The sequence below is a fragment of the Salinivibrio sp. PR919 genome, assembly GCF_001995355.1.
GTDB classification, from domain to species: domain Bacteria; phylum Pseudomonadota; class Gammaproteobacteria; order Enterobacterales; family Vibrionaceae; genus Salinivibrio; species Salinivibrio proteolyticus.
This window is the reverse complement of the sequence record NZ_MUFL01000008.1, coordinates 40,798-64,193: the sequence shown is the minus strand read 5'-3', so window position 1 is coordinate 64,193 and position 23,396 is coordinate 40,798. Positions and strand designations below refer to the sequence as shown.

General features: G+C 51.1%; 23 protein-coding genes. All 23 read left to right on the top strand.

Annotation, left to right across the window (positions count from 1 at the left end; all coding sequences use genetic code 11):
- The first annotated feature begins 43 nt into the window (after positions 1-43).
- The 23 genes from fliS to BZG83_RS02680 all read left to right on the top strand — a co-directional run bounded on the left by fliS (position 44) and on the right by BZG83_RS02680 (position 23,371).
- Positions 44-448 carry a flagellar export chaperone FliS gene (fliS, locus tag BZG83_RS02790; protein ID WP_069589317.1) on the top strand — a complete coding sequence of 135 codons (405 nt, stop codon included), beginning with the start codon at positions 44-46 and terminating at the stop codon, positions 446-448.
- Between the two features lie 166 nt (positions 449-614).
- Entirely contained in the window at positions 615-2,099 is a 1,485-nt protein-coding gene (locus BZG83_RS02785; RefSeq protein ID WP_077479283.1) for a sigma-54 dependent transcriptional regulator, read from the top strand.
- Between the two features lie 139 nt (positions 2,100-2,238).
- The gene (locus tag BZG83_RS02780) at positions 2,239-3,288 is read left to right on the top strand and encodes a sensor histidine kinase (protein WP_077479286.1); all 1,050 of its coding nucleotides are present in this window, start codon (positions 2,239-2,241) and stop codon (positions 3,286-3,288) included.
- Positions 3,285-4,688: a sigma-54-dependent transcriptional regulator gene (locus BZG83_RS02775; RefSeq protein ID WP_077479282.1), complete on the top strand. Its 1,404-nt coding sequence runs from the start codon at positions 3,285-3,287 to the stop codon at positions 4,686-4,688. The genes BZG83_RS02780 and BZG83_RS02775 overlap by 4 nt, the downstream gene beginning before the upstream one ends.
- 111 nt (positions 4,689-4,799) lie before the next feature.
- The gene (gene fliE / locus BZG83_RS02770; protein ID WP_069587134.1) at positions 4,800-5,111 is read left to right on the top strand and encodes a flagellar hook-basal body complex protein FliE; all 312 of its coding nucleotides are present in this window, start codon (positions 4,800-4,802) and stop codon (positions 5,109-5,111) included.
- 15 nt (positions 5,112-5,126) lie between these two features.
- Entirely contained in the window at positions 5,127-6,905 is a 1,779-nt protein-coding gene (fliF, locus tag BZG83_RS02765) for a flagellar basal-body MS-ring/collar protein FliF (protein WP_077479281.1), read from the top strand.
- On the top strand, positions 6,895-7,950 hold the full coding sequence (fliG, locus tag BZG83_RS02760; protein WP_077479280.1) for a flagellar motor switch protein FliG: 1,056 nt from the start codon (positions 6,895-6,897) through the stop codon (positions 7,948-7,950). Before fliF ends, fliG begins: the two co-directional genes overlap by 11 nt.
- Before the next feature lie 25 nt (positions 7,951-7,975).
- Complete coding sequence (gene fliH / locus BZG83_RS02755; protein WP_077479279.1) at positions 7,976-8,962, top strand: flagellar assembly protein FliH; 987 nt, start codon at positions 7,976-7,978, stop codon at positions 8,960-8,962.
- Positions 8,962-10,281: a flagellar protein export ATPase FliI gene (gene fliI, locus BZG83_RS02750; protein ID WP_077479278.1), complete on the top strand. Its 1,320-nt coding sequence runs from the start codon at positions 8,962-8,964 to the stop codon at positions 10,279-10,281. The genes fliH and fliI overlap by 1 nt, the downstream gene beginning before the upstream one ends.
- Positions 10,282-10,284: 3 nt before the next feature.
- Entirely contained in the window at positions 10,285-10,734 is a 450-nt protein-coding gene (fliJ, locus tag BZG83_RS02745; protein ID WP_077479277.1) for a flagellar export protein FliJ, read from the top strand.
- 94 nt (positions 10,735-10,828) lie between these two features.
- Positions 10,829-12,451, top strand: a complete 1,623-nt coding sequence (locus BZG83_RS02740) for a flagellar hook-length control protein FliK (protein ID WP_077479276.1) — start codon at positions 10,829-10,831, stop codon at positions 12,449-12,451.
- Between the two features lie 32 nt (positions 12,452-12,483).
- Entirely contained in the window at positions 12,484-12,975 is a 492-nt protein-coding gene (gene fliL, locus BZG83_RS02735) for a flagellar basal body-associated protein FliL (RefSeq protein WP_077479275.1), read from the top strand.
- Positions 12,976-12,983: 8 nt separating this feature from the next.
- Positions 12,984-14,069, top strand: a complete 1,086-nt coding sequence (gene fliM, locus BZG83_RS02730; RefSeq protein ID WP_077479274.1) for a flagellar motor switch protein FliM — start codon at positions 12,984-12,986, stop codon at positions 14,067-14,069.
- A gap of 16 nt (positions 14,070-14,085) precedes the next feature.
- Positions 14,086-14,484: a flagellar motor switch protein FliN gene (fliN, locus tag BZG83_RS02725; RefSeq protein WP_069587145.1), complete on the top strand. Its 399-nt coding sequence runs from the start codon at positions 14,086-14,088 to the stop codon at positions 14,482-14,484.
- Between the two features lie 8 nt (positions 14,485-14,492).
- Positions 14,493-14,876, top strand: a complete 384-nt coding sequence (fliO, locus tag BZG83_RS02720) for a flagellar biosynthetic protein FliO (RefSeq protein ID WP_077455506.1) — start codon at positions 14,493-14,495, stop codon at positions 14,874-14,876.
- Positions 14,873-15,712, top strand: a complete 840-nt coding sequence (gene fliP / locus BZG83_RS02715) for a flagellar type III secretion system pore protein FliP (RefSeq protein WP_077455505.1) — start codon at positions 14,873-14,875, stop codon at positions 15,710-15,712. Before fliO ends, fliP begins: the two co-directional genes overlap by 4 nt.
- Before the next feature lie 11 nt (positions 15,713-15,723).
- Positions 15,724-15,993 (top strand): flagellar biosynthesis protein FliQ, encoded by a 270-nt coding sequence (fliQ, locus tag BZG83_RS02710; protein WP_069587148.1) that lies wholly within the window; start codon positions 15,724-15,726, stop codon positions 15,991-15,993.
- 9 nt (positions 15,994-16,002) lie between these two features.
- Complete coding sequence (gene fliR, locus BZG83_RS02705; protein WP_077479273.1) at positions 16,003-16,791, top strand: flagellar biosynthetic protein FliR; 789 nt, start codon at positions 16,003-16,005, stop codon at positions 16,789-16,791.
- Complete coding sequence (gene flhB, locus BZG83_RS02700) at positions 16,791-17,927, top strand: flagellar biosynthesis protein FlhB (protein WP_077479272.1); 1,137 nt, start codon at positions 16,791-16,793, stop codon at positions 17,925-17,927. The genes fliR and flhB overlap by 1 nt, the downstream gene beginning before the upstream one ends.
- Positions 17,928-18,093: 166 nt before the next feature.
- Positions 18,094-20,199 (top strand): flagellar biosynthesis protein FlhA, encoded by a 2,106-nt coding sequence (flhA, locus tag BZG83_RS02695; RefSeq protein WP_077479271.1) that lies wholly within the window; start codon positions 18,094-18,096, stop codon positions 20,197-20,199.
- A gap of 26 nt (positions 20,200-20,225) precedes the next feature.
- The gene (gene flhF, locus BZG83_RS02690) at positions 20,226-21,773 is read left to right on the top strand and encodes a flagellar biosynthesis protein FlhF (RefSeq protein WP_077479270.1); all 1,548 of its coding nucleotides are present in this window, start codon (positions 20,226-20,228) and stop codon (positions 21,771-21,773) included.
- Positions 21,766-22,653, top strand: coding sequence for a MinD/ParA family protein (locus BZG83_RS02685; protein ID WP_069587159.1), 888 nt, complete (start codon positions 21,766-21,768; stop codon positions 22,651-22,653). The genes flhF and BZG83_RS02685 overlap by 8 nt, the downstream gene beginning before the upstream one ends.
- Positions 22,646-23,371 (top strand): RNA polymerase sigma factor FliA, encoded by a 726-nt coding sequence (locus tag BZG83_RS02680; RefSeq protein WP_077479269.1) that lies wholly within the window; start codon positions 22,646-22,648, stop codon positions 23,369-23,371. The genes BZG83_RS02685 and BZG83_RS02680 overlap by 8 nt, the downstream gene beginning before the upstream one ends.
- The last annotated feature ends 25 nt before the right edge of the window (positions 23,372-23,396 follow it).

Below are 23,396 nucleotides of genomic sequence, written 5' to 3'. Positions count from 1 at the left end.
ATCTGTGCAGCTGTATAAGAAATTTCAATAGGTGAGGAAGACTATGAGAGGCTCACTACAGGCCTATAAAAAGGTCTCTGTTGACAGTCAATTAAGCGCCGCGTCGCCTCATAAGGTCATACAGATGTTGATGGCCGGTGCGATTGAACGCTTGATTCAGGGCAAGGCCGCCATGGCACAAGGCGACTTATCCGTCAAAGGTGAGCGGTTAGGTAAAGCGTTGGATATCATTATCAATCTCCGCGCTTGTCTATCAATGGATGATGGAGGCGAAATTGCCAACAACCTGGATGCGCTTTATGACTTTATGATTCGCCAAGTCAGTGAGGCGAATTTGGAAAATAAACCGGAACCCATCGACGATGTGATTGAGATTTTACGTGAGATAAAATCGGCATGGGACCAGATTCCGTCCGAATACCATAATCTGACCCAAGCGACCAGCTAAACAGCCTACCAAAAGACTGACATGGCACTGGAGTCACAGGYTTACTGTGTCTCCWGTTGCCTTATGCGCGTTCTCTATTACAATGTCTTGATTAAAATTGAGTTTGTTGCGGCTTTTTGGCACGTGACAACAATAATATATCTATCAGGGCAGACGTATCTCACACATGCAAGATTTAGCAAAAATCCTTGTTATCGATGACGATGACCAGTTTCGTCACGATCTCGGCGTGATACTCGACTTTATTGGCGAGCGTTACGCGCTTCACTCGACAGCAGATGTCAGTGACGCACTTTGGGAGCAAAACTGGGGCGCATGTTTTCTTGGCCACGTCCGCTCTTCTGCCTTGCTTGAAAAGGTACTTGAGCAGCTTGCTACCTATCATCATGTTCCTGTTATCGCGATACGTCGCCACGACCGTGAGCTTTCAGGACTGCCAAACTATGTTGGTGAACTGGGTCTCCCCCTTAACTACCCGCAATTATTTGACGCACTTCACCACTGTCGAGAGTTTGCAGGCAAACAGGCATTTAGCATCCCGCAGCTTAGCGGTGACAATACCGCCTTTCACAACATGGTCGGTAAGAGCGAGGCGATGGGGCAAGTCCGTCGCTTGGTAGACCAAGTGGCTGCTACCGAAGCGAATGTATTGATCCTGGGTGAGTCAGGGACCGGTAAAGAAGTGGTCGCTCGACACATTCATCATGCTTCCTCACGAGCATCTGGTCCTTTTGTGCCGGTCAACTGTGGTGCAATCCCAGCAGAACTTTTAGAAAGCGAGCTATTTGGTCACGAGAAAGGCGCGTTTACGGGGGCGATTTCCGCGCGTAAAGGACGTTTTGAGTTGGCCGAGGGTGGAACCTTATTTCTTGACGAAATTGGTGATATGCCCATGCCGATGCAAGTTAAGCTGCTAAGGGTGTTACAAGAGCGCACCTTTGAGCGAGTCGGGGGAAATAAGAGTATTCGCGCGGATGTTAGAGTGGTGGCGGCCACACACCGCCAGCTTGAGCAAATGATTGAAGAAGGTGATTTTCGCGAAGATCTTTACTATCGCTTAAACGTATTTCCGATCGAAATGCCGCCGCTTAGAGAGCGTCTTGACGACATTCCTATGTTGATACATGAGCTGATGTCGCGTCTCGATAGTGAAGGAAGCAGCCGTGTACACCTCTCGCCACGCGCGATTAACTCGCTCATGGAGCATGAGTGGCCAGGTAACGTACGTGAGCTCGCCAACCTCATTGAGCGTCTTGCGATTTTGTATCCGGGGCAGCTTGTTGACGTCAACCACCTTCCAGCTAAATATCGCTACAGTGATATTCCAGAATTTCAGCCGGAAGCGTATTCGGTGGAAGAAACCGCTGTGGCTGAACGTGATGCCTTAACGGCGATGTTTAGTGAGCCCGACGATGATCCTATGATGGATGAGATGCCAGGCTTTCACGATAGCCCAGGCGCGGTCGTGCTACCACCGGAAGGCGTTAACCTAAAAGAAATGCTGGCGGATTACGAAGTTGATCTGATTCGACAAGCCTTGGAGGCGCAATCAGGCGTGGTCGCTCGCGCGGCAGATATGCTGAGTATGCGAAGGACGACGCTAGTAGAAAAGATGCGGAAATACGGGCTAAATAAAGAAGAACTGATTTAAACCGACCGTGTGTCAAAAAAGCGGAGTCAAAAAAATGACTTCGCTTTTTTGTTTCTAATTGCATGATATAAATAACTATTTTTATGGCATAATCCCTGCTTAATTGGATAAAACCTTTATCAAATCGTGTATTACCGAGATGGAAAGCCAATCGTCGCCACTGGGATCAGTGGATCAACAAGTTACGCGTTATAAACAAGTATTGGATGTCATGCCTGCTGGTGTGATCTTGCTTGATTCAAACGGCCGAGTGGCAGAAGCCAATCCAGAGGCACGTCGCTTGTTGGGTGAACCACTCACGCAAGAACGTTGGTTTGACGTGATCCAACGCGCCTTCTCTCCGCGTGATGATGATGGGCATGAGGTGTCGTTAAAAGATGGTCGCCGTGTAAAGCTTGCTATATCGGCATCAGATTCTGGCCAATTGATCTTGATTACCGATATGACAGAGACGCGCTTGCTGCAATCACGGGTCAGTGAGCTACAGCGGCTATCATCCTTAGGGAGAATGGTGGCTTCCTTGGCACATCAGGTGCGAACACCGTTATCCAGCGCCATGTTATATGCGGCGAATTTAGGTGCGCCCAACCTGAATGAAGCCACCCGACAGCGTTTCCAGTTGAAGTTGCTCGATAGGCTGCACGATCTCGAGAAGCAAGTGAATGACATGCTGTTATTCGCTAAAGGGGGCGATAACAAAGTGGTTGATCGGTTTACGGTTGAGCAGCTTTTTAATGAGTTTGAGCCTATGGTGGACGCGGTCGTTCAAGGGAAAAATGTTGATTTTGCCATCAATAGTGATGACGAAAGCGTGACCTTGCTGGGAAATGTGAATGCCTTAGCGAGCGCACTGAGTAACTTAGTGGTAAATGCTATTCAGGTTGCGGGAAAGGCGTGCCAAGTCGTGGTCGATGCGCGCACGCATGAGAACAGTCTCTTGTTATCGGTAGCCGATAATGGCCCGGGTATCGCGCCTGAGCTTCAGGCGAAAGTGCTAGAGCCCTTTTTTACCACCCGCCAGCAAGGGACGGGGTTAGGGCTTGCCGTTGTTCAAATGGTTTGCCATGCCCATAAAGGCACCTTGACGCTTCAGTCAGAGCCGGGTCAAGGCGCCTGTTTTACACTGTGCTTGCCGTTGGCAGACACACCTGCTGCACAAAGCAGTGATAGCGTAGGAGAAACACAATGAGCCAAACAACTGTCCTGATCGTCGAAGATGACGAAGGTTTGCGTGAGGCCCTCGTCGATACGCTTGCCCTTGCCGGATATCACTGGATTGAGGCCGATAGTGCTGAGCAAGCCTTGCTGACCTTAAAATCAGAGGCGGTCGATATTGTCGTTTCCGATGTCCAAATGGCCGGAATGGACGGGCTCGCTCTGCTGCGAACCATCAAAAATAACACCCCGAATTTACCGGTGTTATTGATGACAGCCTACGCCAACATTGAAGATGCAGTGGCCGCGATGAAAGAAGGGGCGATTGACTATATGGCCAAGCCGTTCGCGCCTGAAGTGCTACTCAACATGGTCAGCCGTTATGCTCCGGTTAAAGCGGACAGCTCGGACGCCATTGTCGCGGATCCTAAAAGTGTTGCATTGATGGCGTTGGCCGACAAAGTGGCAGCGACCGATGCCAATGTAATGATCTTGGGGCCGTCAGGCTCGGGTAAAGAAGTAATGGCGCGATATATCCACGATCATTCCGCGCGCGTGGCGGCGCCTTTTGTGGCGATTAACTGCGCGGCCATCCCAGAAAACATGCTGGAAGCGACGCTTTTTGGTTACGAAAAAGGTGCATTTACTGGCGCCGTGCAAGCTTGTCCAGGAAAATTTGAGCAAGCCCAAGGTGGCACCATTTTGTTGGATGAAATTAGCGAAATGGATTTGGGTCTCCAAGCTAAGTTATTACGAGTACTTCAAGAGCGTGAAGTGGAACGCTTAGGGGGCCGAAAAAGCATTCAACTGGATGTCCGTGTATTGGCCACCAGTAACCGCGATCTCAAAGAGTATGTGGGCGAAGGGCATTTCCGAGAAGATCTGTATTATCGGTTAAACGTCTTTCCTATTACCTGGCCAGCACTCACAGACAGGCCCGGCGATATTATCCCACTGGCGAGTCATTTGTTGTCACGCCACTGTCAAAAACAAGGCATGCCGTGTCCTACGTTAAGTCAAGATGCAGAGCAGAAGCTACTCCACTACCCATGGCCCGGCAACGTCCGTGAGCTCGACAACGTGATGCAGCGCGCTTTGATTCTAGCGAGCAATGCCGTTATTCAAGCGAGTGATATTTTGCTAGAAGGCCATGATTGGCATGATGCATCCGGCTTACAGCACCGGGTGATGGATAGCCAGCCGGTGGCACCATCGGTTGCAACGTCAGCGGCATCCTTTTCCGATCCAAGCATCAATGGCAATGCTGGATTGGGGAATGAGCTGCGAGATCAAGAGTTTGCTATTATTCTAGACACTATTCGCGCCTGTGAAGGTCGCCGCAAAGAAGTGGCGGAGCGGTTAGGGATCAGTCCACGAACATTGCGTTATAAATTAGCCAAAATGCGTGATGCTGGGATTGAAATTCCAAGCTAACTCCCTAGGATGTGAGGCCTTTGCCAACGTGGCCTCAAAGTTGCAAGTTAGCTGTCATGGCGGATAAATTCTGACCAAATTGACAAAAAATTGACACAGTAAGGATCGACGATGAAAGCCAATGCCCTGACCCAAGAGATGCAAGCCATGGCGGTGGCCGCGAAAAACGTGTCGCAACCTGCGACGGGCCAACAAGTGAGCCAAGAATTTGGCGATATGCTGGCCAGCGCGATCAACCATGTTAACGGATTACAAAAAACATCGGGTGAACTTGCCACGCGCTTTGATGAAGGCGACCGCAGTGTCAGTTTGTCGGATGTGATGATCGCACGTAATAAGTCGAGTGTGGCATTCGATGCAACGGTTCAAACCCGCAACAAGCTGGTTGAAGCGTACAAAGAACTGATGAATATGCCAGTGTAATGTAGGAATTAACCAGTGGCTGAAGAGAATCAAAACACCGATCTGGCAGTCTCCGAAGGGGCGGCAGCATTGCCCTCCACGGAGCTTGGGCCAGAGATGGATCAAGACGTACAAGACCCGGATGCGTTAGAGCAGTCTGCCAAGTCTGACTCGCTATTCGGCGACTTGGACATGGTACGTCAAATGATCCTCGTGTTAGCGGTCGCTATCTGCGTCGCGTTGATTATGATGCTGTTTTTCTGGGTTCAAGAACCCGAAATGCGTCCACTGGGCTCGTATGAAACCGAGGAGCTAATTCCGGTGCTTGATCACCTCGATCAAGAAAAGATTAATTATCAGCTAGATGGCAATACGATTCGTGTCCCTGCGGATGAATACTCATCGATTCGTTTGGGACTGACCCGGGCGGGGTTAAACACCGCGACCGCTGAAGGCGATGATATTCTTCTTAATGACATGGGATTTGGCGTCTCACAACAACTGGAGCGCGAGCGCTTAAAATTGAGCCGCGAACGTCAACTTGCCGCCGCGATTGAAGAAGTCCGTCATGTCCGCAAAGCACGCGTGCTGCTGGCGATGCCAAAGCAAAGCGTGTTTGTGCGTCACAATCAAGAAGCCTCAGCAACTGTATTTCTCACGCTTGGCGGCGCGAATACACTCGGACAAGAAGAGGTTGACTCGATTGTCGATATGGTTGCCTCTGCCGTTCCATCCCTGAAACCGACCCGTGTAACGGTAACCGATCAGCATGGACGTTTGTTGAACTCGGGGAGTGAAGATCCTGCCACGGCAGCACGCCGCAAAGAATATGAGCTTGAGCGTAAGCAAGAGCGCCAGTTACGTGACAAAATCGATTCTATTCTCATCCCTGTATTGGGCTTGGGTAACTATACCTCGCAAGTCGATGTGTCGATGGACTTTAGTTCGCTAGAAGAAACTCAAAAGCAATTTAATCCCAATACGCCCGCCACGCGCAGTGAGTACACCCGTGAAGACTACAATAGTAGTGATATGGTCGCAGGGATCCCGGGAGCGTTAAGTAACCAGCCACCAGCGGACGCATCGATTCCTGAAGATGTTCAAGATTTGAAAAATGGTGGCGCAGGAGACACGGGCTCGGTCAGTCGTGAAGCCACGCGAAACTTTGAATTGGACACTACCATCCGCCACCGTCGTGCACAGTCTGGCATTATTGACCGCCAGACCGTCTCGGTCGCGGTCAACTTTAAGCAAAGTGTGGATCCAGAAACCGGTGATGTGGTGAAAACCCCACTGACCGATGATGAAATCGCAAAAATTCGTCGTTTGTTGATGGGCGGGGTCGGTTTCAGTGAAGCGCGTGGGGACGTGATTGAAGTCATCGCAGTGCCCTTTGTTGAGCCTGAACAAGATATTGCGATGGATGTGCCGATTTGGGAGCATCCAAACTTCAACGACTGGGTGCGCTGGATGGCTGCGGCATTGGTGATTATCGTGGTTATCTTGGTGCTTATCCGCCCAGCCATGAAAAAACTGTTGTACCCAGCGCTCGACGAGGATGGCAATACCGTCGGACCCAATGGCGAGATCTTGGGACCCGATGGCTTGCCCATCTCCCCTGACGGTGATGACATTGGCCTGATTGGTTCGGAGCTTGATGGCTCAAGTAACTTTGCGATGTCATCATCGGATGTGTCCTTGCCAAACTTACACAAAGATGAAGATTTGTTGAAAGCGGTGCGGGCATTGGTGGCGAACGAGCCAGACCTAGCCGCACAAGCTGTGAAGAACTGGGTAATGCAAGATGGCAAATGAAGTCGCGACAACCGGCGGTGAAGAGCAACCGGGTACCAGCTTTGATGTCAACTCATTGAGTGGTATTGAAAAGGCAGCAATTTTGTTGTTGAGCCTGAGTGAGCAAGATGCGGCGAGTATTATTCGCCACCTTGAGCCAAAACAGGTGCAACGCGTCGGTGCGGCCATGACCTCAATGACTGACCTTAACTCCGATAAAGTGGCTGCTGTTCACCGCGCCTTTCTCGAGGAAATCCAAAAATACACCTCGATTGGGATGGGCAGTGAAGACTTTGTTCGTAATGCATTGGTAGCCGCGCTGGGTGAAGACAAAGCCAACAACTTGGTCGATCAGATTTTGCTTGGCAGTGGCTCGAAAGGCTTGGATTCACTCAAGTGGATGGATCCGCGTCAAGTGGCGAGCATCATTATCAACGAGCACCCGCAGATACAGACCATTGTGCTTTCGTATCTCGACCCCGAGCATTCCGCAGAGATCCTCTCGCAGTTCGTTGAACGTGACCGGTTAGATCTGATGATGCGGATTGCCAACCTCGAAGAAGTTCAGCCTGCTGCATTGCACGAGTTGAATGAAATCATGGAGAAACAGTTCGCCGGCCAAGCGGGGGCGCAAGCAGCCAAAATTGGTGGCTTGAAGGCCGCAGCCGAGATCATGAACTACATGGACAACAGTATTGAAGGCGTGTTGATGGACTCGATTCGCGATCAAGACGAAGAGATGGCCTCGCAAATCCAAGATCTGATGTTCGTATTCGACAACCTTATCGATGTCGACGATCGCGGTAYTCAAACTATGCTGCGTGACGTGCCGCAAGAAGTCTTGCAAAAAGCGCTTAAAGGTGCGGAAGATAATCTGCGTGAGAAAATCTACCGCAACATGTCTAAGCGTGCGGCAGAAATGCTGCAAGACGATATCGAAGCCATGGGACCGATCCGTGTTTCAGATGTAGAAGGGGCTCAGAAAGAGATCCTGTCTATCGCGCGCCGTCTCGCGGATGCGGGTGAAATCATGCTTACTGGTGGCGGCGGCGACGAGTTCGTTTAGGCCATTCACGTATCAGAGGTAAATCATGAGCCTAGATAAGCGTCGTGGCTACATTCGTGCTGACGAGGCACAGACTGAAACCATTGACCGTTGGGAATTGCCTCCTTACGGCGACAAGCAGTCTTTACCCAAAGAAACCGCACTCAACTATGATCCGAGTTGGGAGCCGGAGCCCGAACCGGAACCAGAAGAGTCGGAGCTGGCGCCTGAACCCTTAACCGCGGACGCACTCGAAGCGATTCGTCAACAAGGCTACGATGAGGGCCATGAAGAGGGCAAGCAGCTTGGTCATCGTGAGGGGTTAGATGCGGGTCTTGAAGAGGGGCGCGAGAAAGGCCACGAAGAAGGTAAAAAAGCAGGCTTTGACGAAGGCGTTGCCGCTGGGCAAGCCCTGATCGAGGAGCGCTGCCAGCATCTAGATAGAATTTTAAATCAGCTTACGCACCCGCTCGAAAAGGTCAATGAAGATGTCGAACAGCAGTTGCTAGTGATGGTGCAAGCGTTGACCAAATCTCTGATTGGCGTCGAAGTGCAGACCAATCCGCACGTGATCTTACAAACCTTACGCGCCGCCATCGAGGCACTGCCGATTGCTGATCACCCCGTTACTGTCTCCCTACACCCAGATGATCACGCGCTAGTCAGTGAGGCGTACGGGCCAGATACCCTTGCCGCGCGCGATTGGACGTTACAATCCGAGCCAGCACTGTCTCGTGGCGATGTGCACGTAAAAGCGAAAGACTCGGTGGTGGATTACCGTCTTGCCGAGCGTGTCGACACCTTGTTGCGAGAGTTTCATGGTAAAAACCAAGCGCGCCCGTCGGACGCTGCGCACCAACAAACGGACCCTGTTACAGAGTCTGAGCAAACCATGCGTGATCACGCGCAACAGGAAGCGGACGCGCCGCAAGAGCATGCGTCGTCAGAGCTCGATTCTCAAGCTAGCTCACAAGATGAGCAAGCACCTTCGGCTGAGCAAAACGCATCAGTGGATCAGGACAAAGGTGAGTAATGAGTGCATTGGCAGAGCGACTCAAGCACTGGCAAGTTGACAATCTCGCCCCCAAACCCGTCGCATCGGGGAAATTGGTCCGTATGGTGGGATTGACACTTGAGGCCATTGGCTGTCGCGCGCCGATTGGCTCTGTCTGCTCGGTCGATACCCTTAATGGCACTATTGAGGCCGAAGTGGTTGGTTTCGCCGGTGAGCTACTTTATCTGATGCCCAATGAGCAAGTGTCTGGTGTGCTTCCTGGTGCACGTGTGACGCCGCTGGCAGAGCGAGGTCATTTGGCGGTGGGGATGGAATTACTCGGCCGAGTGATCGACGGTATGGGCAACCCTTTGGATGGAAAGGGCGATATCTATACTGATAAGCGTGCTAGCTTAGAAGGGACGCCAATCAACCCCTTGGCGCGCCAGCCGATTCGTGAACCTTTGGATGTCGGCATTAAGGCGATTAATGGCCTTTTAACCGTCGGCAAAGGGCAACGTATCGGCTTGTTTGCAGGCTCGGGGGTAGGTAAGTCTGTCACGCTTGGCATGATGACACGAGGCACGACCGCACAAGTGGTTGTGGTGGGGCTCATTGGCGAGCGTGGTCGCGAAGTCAAAGAGTTTATTGACGATATCCTCGGAGAGGAAGGACGCGCGCGTGCCGTGGTGGTTGCAGCCCCTGCCGATGCGTCACCACTTATGCGCCTCAAAGGGTGCCAAACTGCGTTGACCATTGCCGAATATTTTCGCGATCTAGGGCTCGATGTGCTCTTGTTAATGGACTCTTTGACTCGTTTTGCGCAAGCGCAGCGAGAAATCGCTTTATCGGTTGGTGAGCCACCGGCCACCAAAGGGTATCCGCCGTCGGTTTTTGCGCGTTTGCCTTCGTTGGTTGAACGTGCCGGTAATGGCGCGGTTGGGCAAGGCTCTATCACGGCGTTTTTCACTGTACTCACTGAAGGCGATGACTTACAAGATCCGATTGCAGATGCAGCCCGCGCCATTCTTGATGGGCATATCGTGTTATCGCGCGAATTGGCTGACAGTGGGCATTATCCTGCAATTGATGTTGAGCGTTCGGTCAGCCGTGTGATGCCAAACATCACCAGTGAAGAGCAAATTCTGATGTCTAAAGCGGTGCGGCAAGTGTTGTCCGTTTGCCGAAAAAATCAAGACTTGGTCTCAATCGGCGCGTACAAGCCAGGCTCAGATGCAGCGGTTGACCAAGCATTTAGTATTAAGCCGCGATTGGATGGGTATTTGCAGCAAGGCATGAAAGAAGTGGTCCCCTTTGATATGTGTGTCAACATGTTACGCTCAACCTTGCAGGGGTAATCGATGGCTGATCATGCACTGACACTGCTATTGGATAAAGCCCAAGAGGATGAAAAGCAGGCGCAGCTTGCCGTTGTCGCGGCGCAGCAATCTTTGGATAATTATTATCGCCAGCTTGAGCAAATCGAGCAGTACCGCTTGGAGTATTGTCGGCAAATGAGTGACCGCGGCCAGCAAGGCTTATCGGCCAGTGCATTTGGCCACTTAAACAAATTCATTGTCCAGCTGGATGAAACCCTGGCAAAACAGCGAGATGCTGAACATCAGTTTAAAGAGCATCTCGATAACTGCCAACAAACCTGGCAGCAAGCGCGGCAGTATCGGCAATCGATAGAGTGGCTAATTGAAAAGCGTGAACGTGAGCAAGCGGAGCGAGAACGCTATCAAGAGCAGCGCCAAATGGATGAAATGGCAGCGATTATTGCTCGCCGTCGTCCTTCCCCCTTCTCTTAATCTTATAATGGCGCGATAATTGCTTTGTCATTACCACGACGAGCGAGTATTCGCCTCGCGAACAGGTGATTTACACGGTAATGATGAGAGACCTATGACGCAGTCTAACCTGACGCTTTCTAATTTATCTGCCAACATCGCGCCAACGCCAAGCGAGGGTCAGCCTTCAGCTGGACAAGCTAAGGCGTCGCCAGAAGCGGGCTTTCTAGCGACATTACGGCAAACGCTTCAACAAGATGGCGCGGAGGGCGAGTTGCCCATTGAGCTGATGGCGGATGGCAAAACCTTACTGGTTGATGGCCAAATGATCGATGCAGAGGCCATGCTGGCAGATGGCATGTTCAGTGAAGCAGAAATGGCCCAAATTGCCGATATGACCGCGATGGAGGAAGGGGAAGCACTGCTTGCACGCCTAAATCAAGCTGCCGCGACGCTGAATGGCAAAGATTTGCCTATCAAAGCGGGTAGTGAATTAATGGCCAATGCTGACAAAATGACAGGCGCCGACAAAGAGGCGTTAAATGACAAAGCTTTAAACGACAAAGCGTTAGCATCATTGCAGAAACAGATGCACGAGCATGCCCAAGCGCAAAAGGTCTCGCGAGAAGCACTGTTAGAGACGTTGTCACGGCAGCTTCCTGATGATGTCGATCCAGAACAGGCGCTGGCGCAATTGTCGCCCGATCAGTTGGCAGCACTGGTAGCGCAAGTGAGAGCTAATCAACAGGCGCGCAGCGGGACCTGCCTCAGCAGTGACGAACAAGGGTCGGCATCTGCACAGCCAGACAAAGCGATGAAGCTCGCGTCGGCATCGATCCCTTGGGCCGAGGCCAAAGCCGGCGCGGATGAAACTGAAAAAAAGGGTAAAGAGTCGGTTGTGGCTAAAGATATCGCCGCAGCGTTGGCTGCGCGTTCGGCAGACAATCTGGACAAGCAGCGTCAAGCTAATCAAGCGACTTATCAATTGCATGCCGGTGACGGGGAGAGCAGCAGTAAGGCCTCTTCATCGTTGACCGCTCAATTAGGACAGGCGGGCGCGAATGCGCTAGCTAGTCAGCAGGCGCAAGCGGCAGGGTTGAGCAAAGCTGCGGTAAAAGCCATGACTGAGAAGGCGGCAAACGCGGATAAAGCAGCGGGAGTGGATGGTAGTGGGTCGACACGCTCCGATACACTGATGCAACAGTTAGCGACTAGCTTAGGAACATCATCGGCGCAAGCACATACTGCGCGTCAAGATATGCAAGCAGCACAAAATGCTCAAGCCCCCTTACCCATGGGACAATCGCCTGCAGAAGCGGGCGCGGCACTCAGTGAGCGCGTTAATGTAATGCTGTCGAAAAATTTGAAACAGGTTGATATTCGCCTTGATCCACCTGAATTAGGCCGGATGCAAATTAAGCTGGGTATCAACAATGACCAAGCGACTGTGCACATTACCGTCGCCAACCATCAAGCACGCGATCTCGTCGAACAAGCGATGCCGCGTTTGCGTGAAATGTTACAGCAGCAAGGGCTACAATTAGCCCAAGGCTCGGTCCAACAGCAAGACAGTGGTGCCCAACAAATGGCATCGGGTCAGCAGCAACAAAGCGGCGCAGGCCAATCGAGTGGGGCTGCATCCGGGATGCCGGGGCTCGATGACGGTGTTGACGAGGTATTAACCAGCCAAACCATACAGGTTTCACATAGCGATAGAGCGGTTGACTATTACGCTTGATGTGGGTGTAAAGATGAGGAGCACGAATAACGATGGCCGATGATAACAATCCAGAAGCGCCTGAAGGTGGAAAGAAAAAGCTGATCATCATTATCGCTGCAGCTGTGTTGCTGCTGTTAGTGGCCGGTGGTGCAGCGTTTTTCTTCTTATCTGGAGGAGATGACAGCCAAGACGATATTGTGCTTGAAGAGCAAGCAATGTCACTGCCAGCGATTTATGTCACCTTACCACGCCCGTTTGTGTTCAATGTGACGGGCGACGAGCAGCAACGTCTCGTTCAAGTTAAGGCTCAGTTGCTGGTGCGAGGCAATGAAATGGAAGCGCTTGCCAAAGAAAATTTGCCCTTGGTGGAGCACGCGCTGTTGAATACCTTTGGGGCGGCAACCGCTGAGCAATTGCGTACACCGCAAGGCCAACTCGAAGTGAGGCGGCAAGCGGCCGAGAATGTACGTGCGGCCTTGATTAAAGTCACCGGTGAACCTGTGGTAGAACGGGTCCTGTTTACCGGTTTTGTGATGCAATAGGTGATGACGTGACCGACCTACTCAGCCAAGACGAAATTGATGCGCTCCTTCATGGTGTTGATGACGTCGAAGAGGATGATAACGAGCCCGAAGCCGGCGAAGGCGGTGCGGTAGGGTTTGATTTCTCTTCGCAAGACCGTATTGTGCGCGGTCGCATGCCGACGCTTGAACTTATCAATGAGCGCTTTGCGCGTCACATGCGCATTAGTTTGTTTAACATGCTGCGTAAAACCGCCGAAGTATCGATTAACGGCGTGCAGATGATGAAATTTGGCGAGTACCAAAACACGCTCTATGTCCCGACGAGCTTAAACATGGTGCGTTTCCGGCCATTAAAAGGGACCGGGCTTATCACCATGGAAGCACGATTAGTCTTCATCTTGGTGGAAAACTTCTTTGGTGGCGACGGGCGTTTTCATGCTCGGATTGAAGGGCGTGAATTTACTCCGACCGAGCGACGCGTGATTCAAATGCTGCTCRAGCTCGTGTTTGAAGATTACAAAGACGCGTGGGCACCGGTGATGGAAGTGGCCTTTGAATACCTCGATTCAGAGGTAAACCCAGCGATGGCCAACATTGTTAGCCCAACAGAAGTAATTGTGGTGAGCTCGTTCCATATCGAGCTTGACGGCGGCGGTGGTGATTGCCACATGGTTATGCCGTACTCCATGCTAGAGCCGATTCGGGAGTTGCTAGATGCGGGTGTCCAAAGTGACAAAATGGACACGGATGTACGTTGGAGTAAAGCGTTACGCGATGAAATCTTGGACGTTAATGTTGAGCTCAGCGCCAAGCTGTTAGATACCACGCTGTCATTACGCGATTTGATGGAGTTGCAAAAAGGGGACGTGATCCCTGTCGATATGCCAGACGCGTGTACAGTCTTTATTGAAGATTTGCCGACCTATCGTGCCAAAATGGGTCAGTCTAACGATAAGCTAGCACTCAAAATTGTTGAAAAATTGAAACGGCCAGATATGGCTAAATCAGATATTTCACTGCTTCACGACAAGCCGGAGTTGCTTGACGACTTAGAAGAAGATTTACCGATTGATGGTAAAGGTGGCAGTGATACCAGTAATCAAAACCAGTAAACAGGGGTGAGACGTCATGGATCAAAATGATGTAGATGATGATTGGGCTGCCGCCCTGGCCGAACAGTCAGAAGTGGAAGGCTCTGATGAAGTGCAAGCGGCACCATTAGAAGAGCTGACGGACGACAGTGAACAGAAAATTGGCCCAGAAGAGCAACGTAAGCTGGATGCCATTCTCGATATCCCTGTGACCATATCGATGGAAGTCGGGCGCACACAAATTAATATTCGTAATTTGCTGCAATTAAACCAAGGCTCTGTGGTCGAGCTAGATCGATTAGCAGGGGAATCGCTTGATGTGCTGGTTAATGGCACCTTAATTGCGCATGGCGAAGTGGTTGTGGTGAACGATAAGTTTGGTATTCGGTTGACGGATGTGATCAGCCAAACTGAGCGAATTAAGAAGTTACGATAAGGAAAATCATGCGTCGGCTTTTGGGAGGCTTGTTGTTTGCGCCGCTGCCTGTATGGGCCGCGGCGCCTGATATTAGTATCGCGACCATGTTGGTATCACTGACATTGGTGCTTGCGCTTATTTTTGCGCTGGCGTGGTTATTGAGACGATTAAAGTTGCCAGGCATGGCTGGGCAAGCCAATGGCATTCGTATCATCAGCCAACTGGCCGTTGGGCAAAAAGAGCGTATTTTAGTGGTCGATATCAATGGCGAGCAGCTTGTGATCGGCGTGACAGCCACCAATATTCGGTTGCTAAAAGCGCTGGATTCGCCCATGCCGACGTCGTCAAATGCGCCAGCACCGAATACGGGGTTTGCTGAGCAACTCGGCCAACTGTTGAATCGAAAATGACTATCAAAACGTTACTTGCGGCTTGGCTTTTTGTGTGGGTGTCACTGTTTTCACCTGCCACATTTGCCCAACAAGAAGCAACGCCAGCACAAGAAACCATTACCACCGAATCGATTGATGAGGCCGGTGAGGCGGTGCGACTGCAGACAAGTCGCAACACCGGGGGCGGGATCCCTGCCGTGACGATGCGCGTCAATCCTGATGGCAGTGAAGACTACTCGGTGACATTGCAGATCCTCGCTCTGATGACCGCGCTGGGCTTTTTGCCCGCCATCGTGATCTTGATGACGTCATTCACTCGAATTGTGGTGGTGATGGCGATTTTGCGGCAGGCTATGGGACTACAGCAAACACCGTCAAACCAAGTCATCATCGGGATCGCTTTGTTCTTGACGCTGTTTATTATGTCTCCGGTGATCGATCGCATGAACACGGATGCCATTCAACCCTACATCAATGAACAAATAACGGCGCGAGACGCATTCGACCGCGTGCAAGTGCCGTTGCGCGAGTTTATGTTGAGACAGACACGCGTCAAAGATCTTGAGACCTTTGTGAATATGTCGGGTGCGCAAGTCAGTGAGCCAGAGCAAGTCCCGATGACGGTACTTATCCCTGCGTTTGTGACTTCAGAGTTGAAAACGGCTTTCCAAATTGGCTTTATGCTATTTTTGCCGTTTTTGGTGATTGATTTGGTGGTGGCCTCTGTCTTGATGGCAATGGGTATGATGATGCTCTCGCCGATGATCGTCTCCTTGCCATTTAAGCTGATGTTATTTGTCTTGGTTGATGGGTGGAACCTCATTCTTTCTACCTTAGCGGGTAGTTTTGGCTAAAGGAGGCAATGATGGCCCCGGAAGCGTTTGTTGAATTATTTCAAGATGCCTTGTATTTAGTGCTACTGCTGGTGTCGGCGATTGTGGTACCGGGTTTGTTGGTCGGCTTGATTGTGGCGATTTTCCAAGCGGCCACTTCAATCAACGAGCAAACACTGAGCTTTTTACCGCGTTTGATCGCCACCTTTGTGGCCCTGATGTTTTTCGGCCATTGGATGACGCGTATGTTGATGGAGTACTTCTACCGCTTGGTGGAAGAGATCCCGACCCTGCTTTACTAGGGCGATATCATGGAATATCCCGCCTCTGTTATCTTGTCGTGGATGGCCAATTATTTTTGGCCGTTCACTCGCATCTCCTCGATGATGATGKCGATGACGTTTTTTGGCGCACGCTTTGTGCCAGTGCGCATTCGCTTATATCTATCGCTGGCGATTACCTTTGCGGTGATGCCAGCACTCCCTGCGGTGCCAGAAGAGATTGAATTGGTGTCCTTTGCGGGATTTGTGGTGTTGGCTCAGCAAATCGTGATTGGCGTTGCCATGGGGATGGTCACGCAATTTATTACCCAAACCTTTGTGGTATTGGGACAAATCCTCGGTATGCAATCCAGTTTGGGTTTTGCCTCTATGGTGGACCCCGCCAATGGTCAAAACACTCCCTTACTCGGGCAATTCTATTTGTTCTTGGCGGTGATGCTCTTTCTTGCCACCGATGGGCATTTGCAGATGCTTAATTTAGTGGTTATGAGTTTTAAAACGCTCCCCATTGGCGAGATGATTGGTGCAGCCGATTACCGCAGTCTTGCGGATTGGTTCGGTATTATGTTCCAGGTCGCGTTAAGCATGTCATTGGCGGGCATTATCGCGCTCTTGATTGTTAACCTATCGTTCGGGGTCATGACACGCGCCGCTCCCCAACTGAACATTTTCTCTCTTGGCTTTGCATTTGCATTGTTGATGGGCTTGCTGATCAGTTGGTATTTACTGTTCGGTATTTTGACGCATTACGATAACCACTGGCAGACTGGGCTTAACCAAGTTTGCTCTTTGATTCGCATTAACTGTGAGCCTAACTGATGGCAGAGAGTGACGGCCAAGAAAGAACAGAAGACGCCACACCCCGAAGGCGGGAGCAGGCGCGGGAGAAAGGCCAAGTACCGCGCTCAAGAGAACTGGCGTCCGTCGCTGTCCTGATATTGGGGGCGGTGAGTTTGATGTGGTTTGGGCAATCGCTCGGGGAAGCGTTAATGGCGCTAATGACGCGGCTTTTTACGTTGTCGCGCGCAGAAGTCTTTGATACCTCTGAGTTAATGCTGGTGGTGGTTGGCGAACTATTACACCTTATCCTCCCGCTTGGACTGGTGCTGTTGCTGCTGTTTTTTTCCGGCCTCGCGGGGTCGGCAGGTCTTGGTGGGATCAGCTTCTCGTGGGAAGCGGCGCGCCCCAAGTTATCCAAAATGAGCCCCATCGCTGGGGTTAAACGGATGTTTGGCACCCAAGGCTTGGTTGAGTTATTAAAATCGATTCTTAAAGTCTTGCTGGTTGGGGGCGTGGCAAGTTATTTGGTGTATATCAACCTCCAAGAGTTCTTTGAACTGACAATTGAAACCTTCCCGCAAAACCTCTATCACGCGATGGATATTCTGCTTAACTTCGTGTTGTTGGTATGTTGCTCACTCTTAATTGTGGTTGCGATTGATGTGCCGTTTCAGATATGGCAGCACAATGAGCAGCTAAAAATGACCAAACAAGAAGTAAAAGACGAGTACAAAGAAACCGAAGGTCGCCCAGAAGTCAAAGGTCGAATTCGTATGCTGCAGCGTGAAATGGCGCAACGACGAATGATGGCAGAAGTGCCACAAGCCGATGTCGTGGTGACTAACCCCGAGCACTACTCGGTTGCACTTCGGTATAACAGTGACATGGATAGCGCCCCAGTGGTGGTCGCGAAAGGCTCTGACTTTACCGCACTGAAAATTCGTGAGATTGCCGCTGAGCATGATGTAGCGATTGTCCCTGCACCGCCTTTAGCGCGAGCGCTGTACTTTAGCACTGAGCTTGAACAACAAATTCCAGACGGTTTATTTACGGCGGTTGCACAGGTACTGGCGTATGTTTTCCAGCTCAAGCAGTACAAAAAAGGCCGGGGCCGTCGGCCGACGCGTCCAGAAGATGCTTATTTGCCGATTCCGCCAGATTTGCGCCACGACTAGTACTCCCTTGTCCTTTGGGTTGCGTGTTTTTGTCTGAGAAGTGACAAAATGCTGACACTTTCGGGGTTGTTTGTTGGCGCAAATATTGCTTTCTCCACTTCCTCTTATGTTTGACGAGCGCGTCGCTTTTTCCGCCGTTCACCTATCATGGATTTGAGCTTGTAACATGCTAAAAGCCAAGTGGCAGCTGCCATTCTCAGACAAAGTTCCTTACCACCGCTTGCGTGCGATGCCCGCGGTTGGGGCTCCAATTTTAGTGTTAGCCACCCTCGCGATGGTGGTATTGCCCGTTCCGCCAATGCTGTTGGACTTGATGTTCTCGTTCAACATTGCCTTGTCGCTGGTGGTCTTGCTCGTCACCATTTATACCCGTCGTCCACTAGATTTTGCCGTGTTTCCCACGGTGCTGTTGATAGCAACTTTATTACGCTTGGCGTTGAACGTTGCGTCGACTCGGGTGGTGTTGCTCTATGGCCATGAAGGGCCGGATGCCGCGGGTCAGGTGATCGGCGCGTTTGGTTCGGTGGTGATCGGGGGCAACTATGCCGTCGGTCTGGTGGTGTTTCTTATCCTGATGATCATCAACTTTATGGTGGTAACCAAAGGTGCCGGACGGATTTCGGAAGTGAGTGCACGCTTTACCTTGGATGCCTTGCCCGGTAAGCAAATGGCCATTGATGCCGACTTAAATGCTGGGCTTATCGATCAAGAACAAGCGCGGACGCGTCGTCAAGAAGTGACCAAAGAAGCAGACTTCTACGGCTCTATGGATGGTGCGTCTAAGTTCGTTAAAGGGGATGCGATCGCGGGTATCCTGATCCTGTTGATTAACATCGTCGGTGGCCTGTCCATCGGGATGGGGCAGCACGATCTCCCGTTCTCTGATGCGATTGAAGTTTATACCTTGCTGACCATTGGTGACGGCTTGGTGGCGCAAATCCCGTCACTCTTGCTGTCAATTGGTGCGGCCATTATGGTGACGCGTCAAAATACTGATGAAGACATGGGGCAGCAAGTTGTCTTCCAATTGTTTGATAACCCGCGCGCGCTGATGATTGCTACTGGTATTCTTACCGTGATGGGTATTGTGCCGGGTATGCCTCACATCCCATTCCTGCTGTTAGCGATTATTTGTGGTGGCTTGGCCTATTGGAAATACCAGCAGTATCACAAAGCACAACAAAAAGCAGATGAGCCTGAGCAGCCAGAGACGGCGCCTATCACACCGAAAGAGTTGTCGTGGGATGATGTGCAACCTGTGGATGTGATTGGTCTAGAAGTGGGTTATCGCCTAATTCCCATGGTGGATAGAGATCAAGGCGGTGAACTGCTTGACCGCGTCAAAGGCGTGCGTAAAAAACTCTCTCAAGACTTTGGATTCCTCATTCCGCCTGTTCATATTCGCGATAATCTGGAGTTACCGCCACATAACTACCGGATAACCTTGATGGGCGTCGCGGTGGGCGAAGCGGAAGTCCGTCCAGAGCATGAACTTGCTATTAATCCAGGACAAGTGTTTGGACCGATTGAAGGCGAGCCGACGCAAGATCCTGCATTTGGACTCGAAGCGGTTTGGATTGAGCCGAGCCAACGCGAGCACGCTCAGGCGTTAGGATATACGGTGGTCGACTCTGCCACCGTATTGGCGACCCATCTGAGTCAAATGCTGACCAATAACGCCGAGCGTTTATTGGGTCACGAAGAGGCGCAAAACCTTGTCGATATGCTGGGTAAACAAGTACCGCGTTTGGTGGAAGGGCTGATCCCTGACCAAATCCCACTAAGTGTATTGGTGAAGGTATTGCAAAACTTGCTCAGTGAGGCGATTCCTATTCGAGATATCCGCACTATCGTGCAGACCATGGCCGAATACGCTGGAAAGAGTCAAGATCCCGACATTCTCACCGCAGCGGTTCGGATTGCACTGCGTCGACTGATCGTGCAGGAAATCAATGGTATTGCACCAGAACTGCCAGTCATTACGTTAGTGCCTGAGCTGGAACAGATGTTGCATAAAACCATGCAGGCCTCTGGTGGTGAGTCGACAGGCATTGAGCCTGGGTTAGCAGAACGCCTGCAATCATCATTAGCCGAGGCAACGCAGCAGCAAGAGCTGCAAGGTGAGCCCGCCGTGTTGCTAACGTCGGGCGTGCTTCGAGCGACCTTAGCGAAATTTGTGAAGAACACCATTCCGACGCTACGAGTCTTGTCATATCAAGAAGTGCCGGATGAGAAACAAATTCGTATCGTCAATGCGGTTGGTAATAATTAATACCGTTTTTTGAGTAGGGCAGAGCTTTGAAAATCAAACGTTTTTTTGCTAAAGACATGCGTACTGCACTTGGCCAAGTCAAAGAAGAGCTGGGTGCGGATGCGGTGATCATGTCTAACAAAAAAGTGACTGGTGGTGTGGAAATTGTTGCTGCCGTCGATGCCGATACAGATCCTGTTCCTGCCAAGCCGCAGCCACAGGCTCATGCACAAGAGCAGGCGGCGCAGGCATACTCAAACGCACACCGCCAGCTCGCGGATGACAAGGTCCAATTGCGCCAACGTCAACAAGCGGCGCCGCGCAATCATCGACCGCCTCGTTTTTCGGCCATGCTCGATGAATATCGAGATAAATCAGGTCCAGCAGACAGTGCCCCACAAAACGAAGCCGACTCCCTGTCTGCGTTGTTGCAACGACAACAAAAACAGTCATCTCGCCCCGACCCTCAACGTCATTCGAATGCGAGAGAACCTGAGCGGCCTTCGGCGCTTGGGCGAGGTTATGAACCTCGTCGGGAGTTGAAGAGCAATGGTCGTGGCAGTTGGCAAGATGCTGGGCGCCAGCATCAACAGCCGGGTAGCAAGCCTAAACTGGATCCTTCCCGGTTCGAAGCGCGTCCATCGCAATCGTCCAATGAAGAGATTGAAGCGATGCGCCAAGAAATGGCTTCCATTCGTAGCTTGCTCGAGCATCAGCTCTCAGGCTTGATGTGGCAAGAGGTTGAACGTAGAGAACCGCTGCGTGCCATGCTGATTAAACGCTTGGAGCGCATGGGATTATCGTCTGACTTATCGGATCAGCTCGCGTGTTATATCCCAGAAGACACGCCCCCCACTGAAGCGTGGCAGGCGCTGCTTGATTTGGTCGCTGACCAAATCATCACCGTGGATGAAAACATGCTTGAAACAGGCGGTGTGATTGCGCTTTTAGGCCCCACCGGAGTGGGAAAAACCACCACGATCGCTAAGCTTGCTGCCCGTGCAGCCATGGACTTTGGCCCTGAAGAAATCGCATTAGTTACCACAGATACGTTTCGTATCGGGGCGCATGAACAACTTGCGACTTATGGGCGTATTCTTGGCTGTCCGGTCAAGGTGGCTAAAGATGCCGATGAACTGGCCGACATCCTTTATCAACTGCGTCATAGACGTTTGATATTGCTTGATACTGCCGGTATGGGGCAGCGCGATCTGCGCCTTTCAGAGCAGCTCGATACATTAATGCAAAACAGTGGATCGCATATTCGCAGCTTGCTGGTTTTGCCTGCGACGTCCCAACGTCGCGTATTACAAGAAACCATTGAACATTTTCGTCGTATTCCGTTGTCCGGCTGTGTGCTGACAAAGCTGGACGAATCTCTAAGCCTCGGTGAGCTGTTGTGTGTCACCATCGAAAATGCCCTGCCTGTTGCTTACTTAGCTGACGGGCAACGTGTGCCGGAAGATATCCGCCAAGCGACAGGACACTTCTTAGTGTCAAAAGCCAGCGAAATGCTGGAATCAGGCGCGGATCAGCACAATCACTTCTGGAGCAGTGATGTCCCAGAGTCGAATGGGGCGGACTTTTATGATTGAGACAACCATGCAAGATCAAGCAAGCGGCCTTCGCCGTCTAACCAACCCCTCACGAACTAAAGTCATTACAGTGACTGGCGGTAAAGGTGGTGTGGGGAAAACAAATGTCACCCTAGGAATGGCGGCCTCTATGGCGCGCCAAGGCAAAAAAGTCATGGTGCTTGATGCCGACCTTGGCTTGGCGAATGTCGATGTGTTGCTCGGATTGCGAGCCGGCAAGAACTTGTCTCACGTGCTTCAAGGTGTTTGTGACCTGAAAGACATCATCATTGAAGGGCCGCACGGTATGAAAATTGTACCAGCATCGTCTGGAATGCAAGGCATGACCGAACTCACGCCCGCGCAACATGCTGGTTTGATTCGTGCTTTTGGTACACTCGAAGAAGAGGTTGATGTACTCTTAGTAGATACCGCTGCGGGGATCTCTGATATGGTACTGAGCTTTTCGCGCGCAGCGCAGGATGTGGTGGTCGTGGTATGCGATGAGCCTACGTCAATTACTGATGCCTATGCTCTGATCAAGATTTTAAGCCGTGAACATGGCGTGAATCGCTTTAAAATCGTTGCAAATATGGTCAGAAGCTACCGTGAAGGGCGAGATTTGTTCACAAAATTAACGCGAGTCACTGAAAGGTTTCTAAATGCTAATCTAGAATTAGTGGCATGTGTTCCTGTGGATGAAAGAGTGAGGCAAGCAGTGAGAAAACAGAAAGTTGTTATCGACGCATTTCCTCGCTCGCCAGCGTCGCTGGCTTTAAACGCTCTGGCGAATAAGGCACTGACGTGGCCAGTACCGCGTAACCCTGGTGGTCATCTGGAGTTTTTTGTTGAGCGCTTGCTGATCAAAAATGATGACGCAGGAGAGTTGATTCGTGAATAAAGCGCTCACCTATAGTCGCACGGGTGATAATGGCCAAGGGGTACTCGAACGATACTCAAGCTTGGTCAAACGGATAGCGCACCACTTAATGGGGCGCTTGCCGCCGAGTGTACAAGTCGAAGATTTAATTCAAGCAGGCATGATAGGTTTGCTTGAAGCGCAGCAAAATTATGATCCGAGTAAGGGCGCAAGTTTTGAAACCTATGCCGGTATTCGGATTCGCGGTGCTATGCTGGATGATATGCGCCGCGGTGACTGGGTGCCACGCTCGGTCCACAAAGCAAGCAGGACAATCAGTGATGCGATTGCCTCACTGGAAAAGGAATTAGGCCGTGATCCCACGGATGTAGAAGTGGCACAACGGCTTGATATGAGCCTAGATCAGTATCATCAGGCACTGAATGACGTTAACTGTGGCCGATTAATCGGCATGGACGACTTAGGTGTCTCCGAAGATGCATTTACAACCGACAGTCATCGCAACGACAATCTTCCCTTTCAGGATGTTGCGGAAGATAATTTCAAAGCGGCATTGGCCGCGGCGATAAAAAGTCTTCCCGAAAGAGAAGCACTGGTGCTATCTCTTTATTATGATGAGGAATTAAACCTCAAAGAGATAGGGGCAGTGATAGGGGTGAGTGAATCCCGGGTCTGTCAGATTCAGAGTCAGGCCACGCAACGATTGAGAGCCAAGCTTTCCGCTTGGCATAGTGAGTAAGTAACAGTTTCGACAATAAAACGAG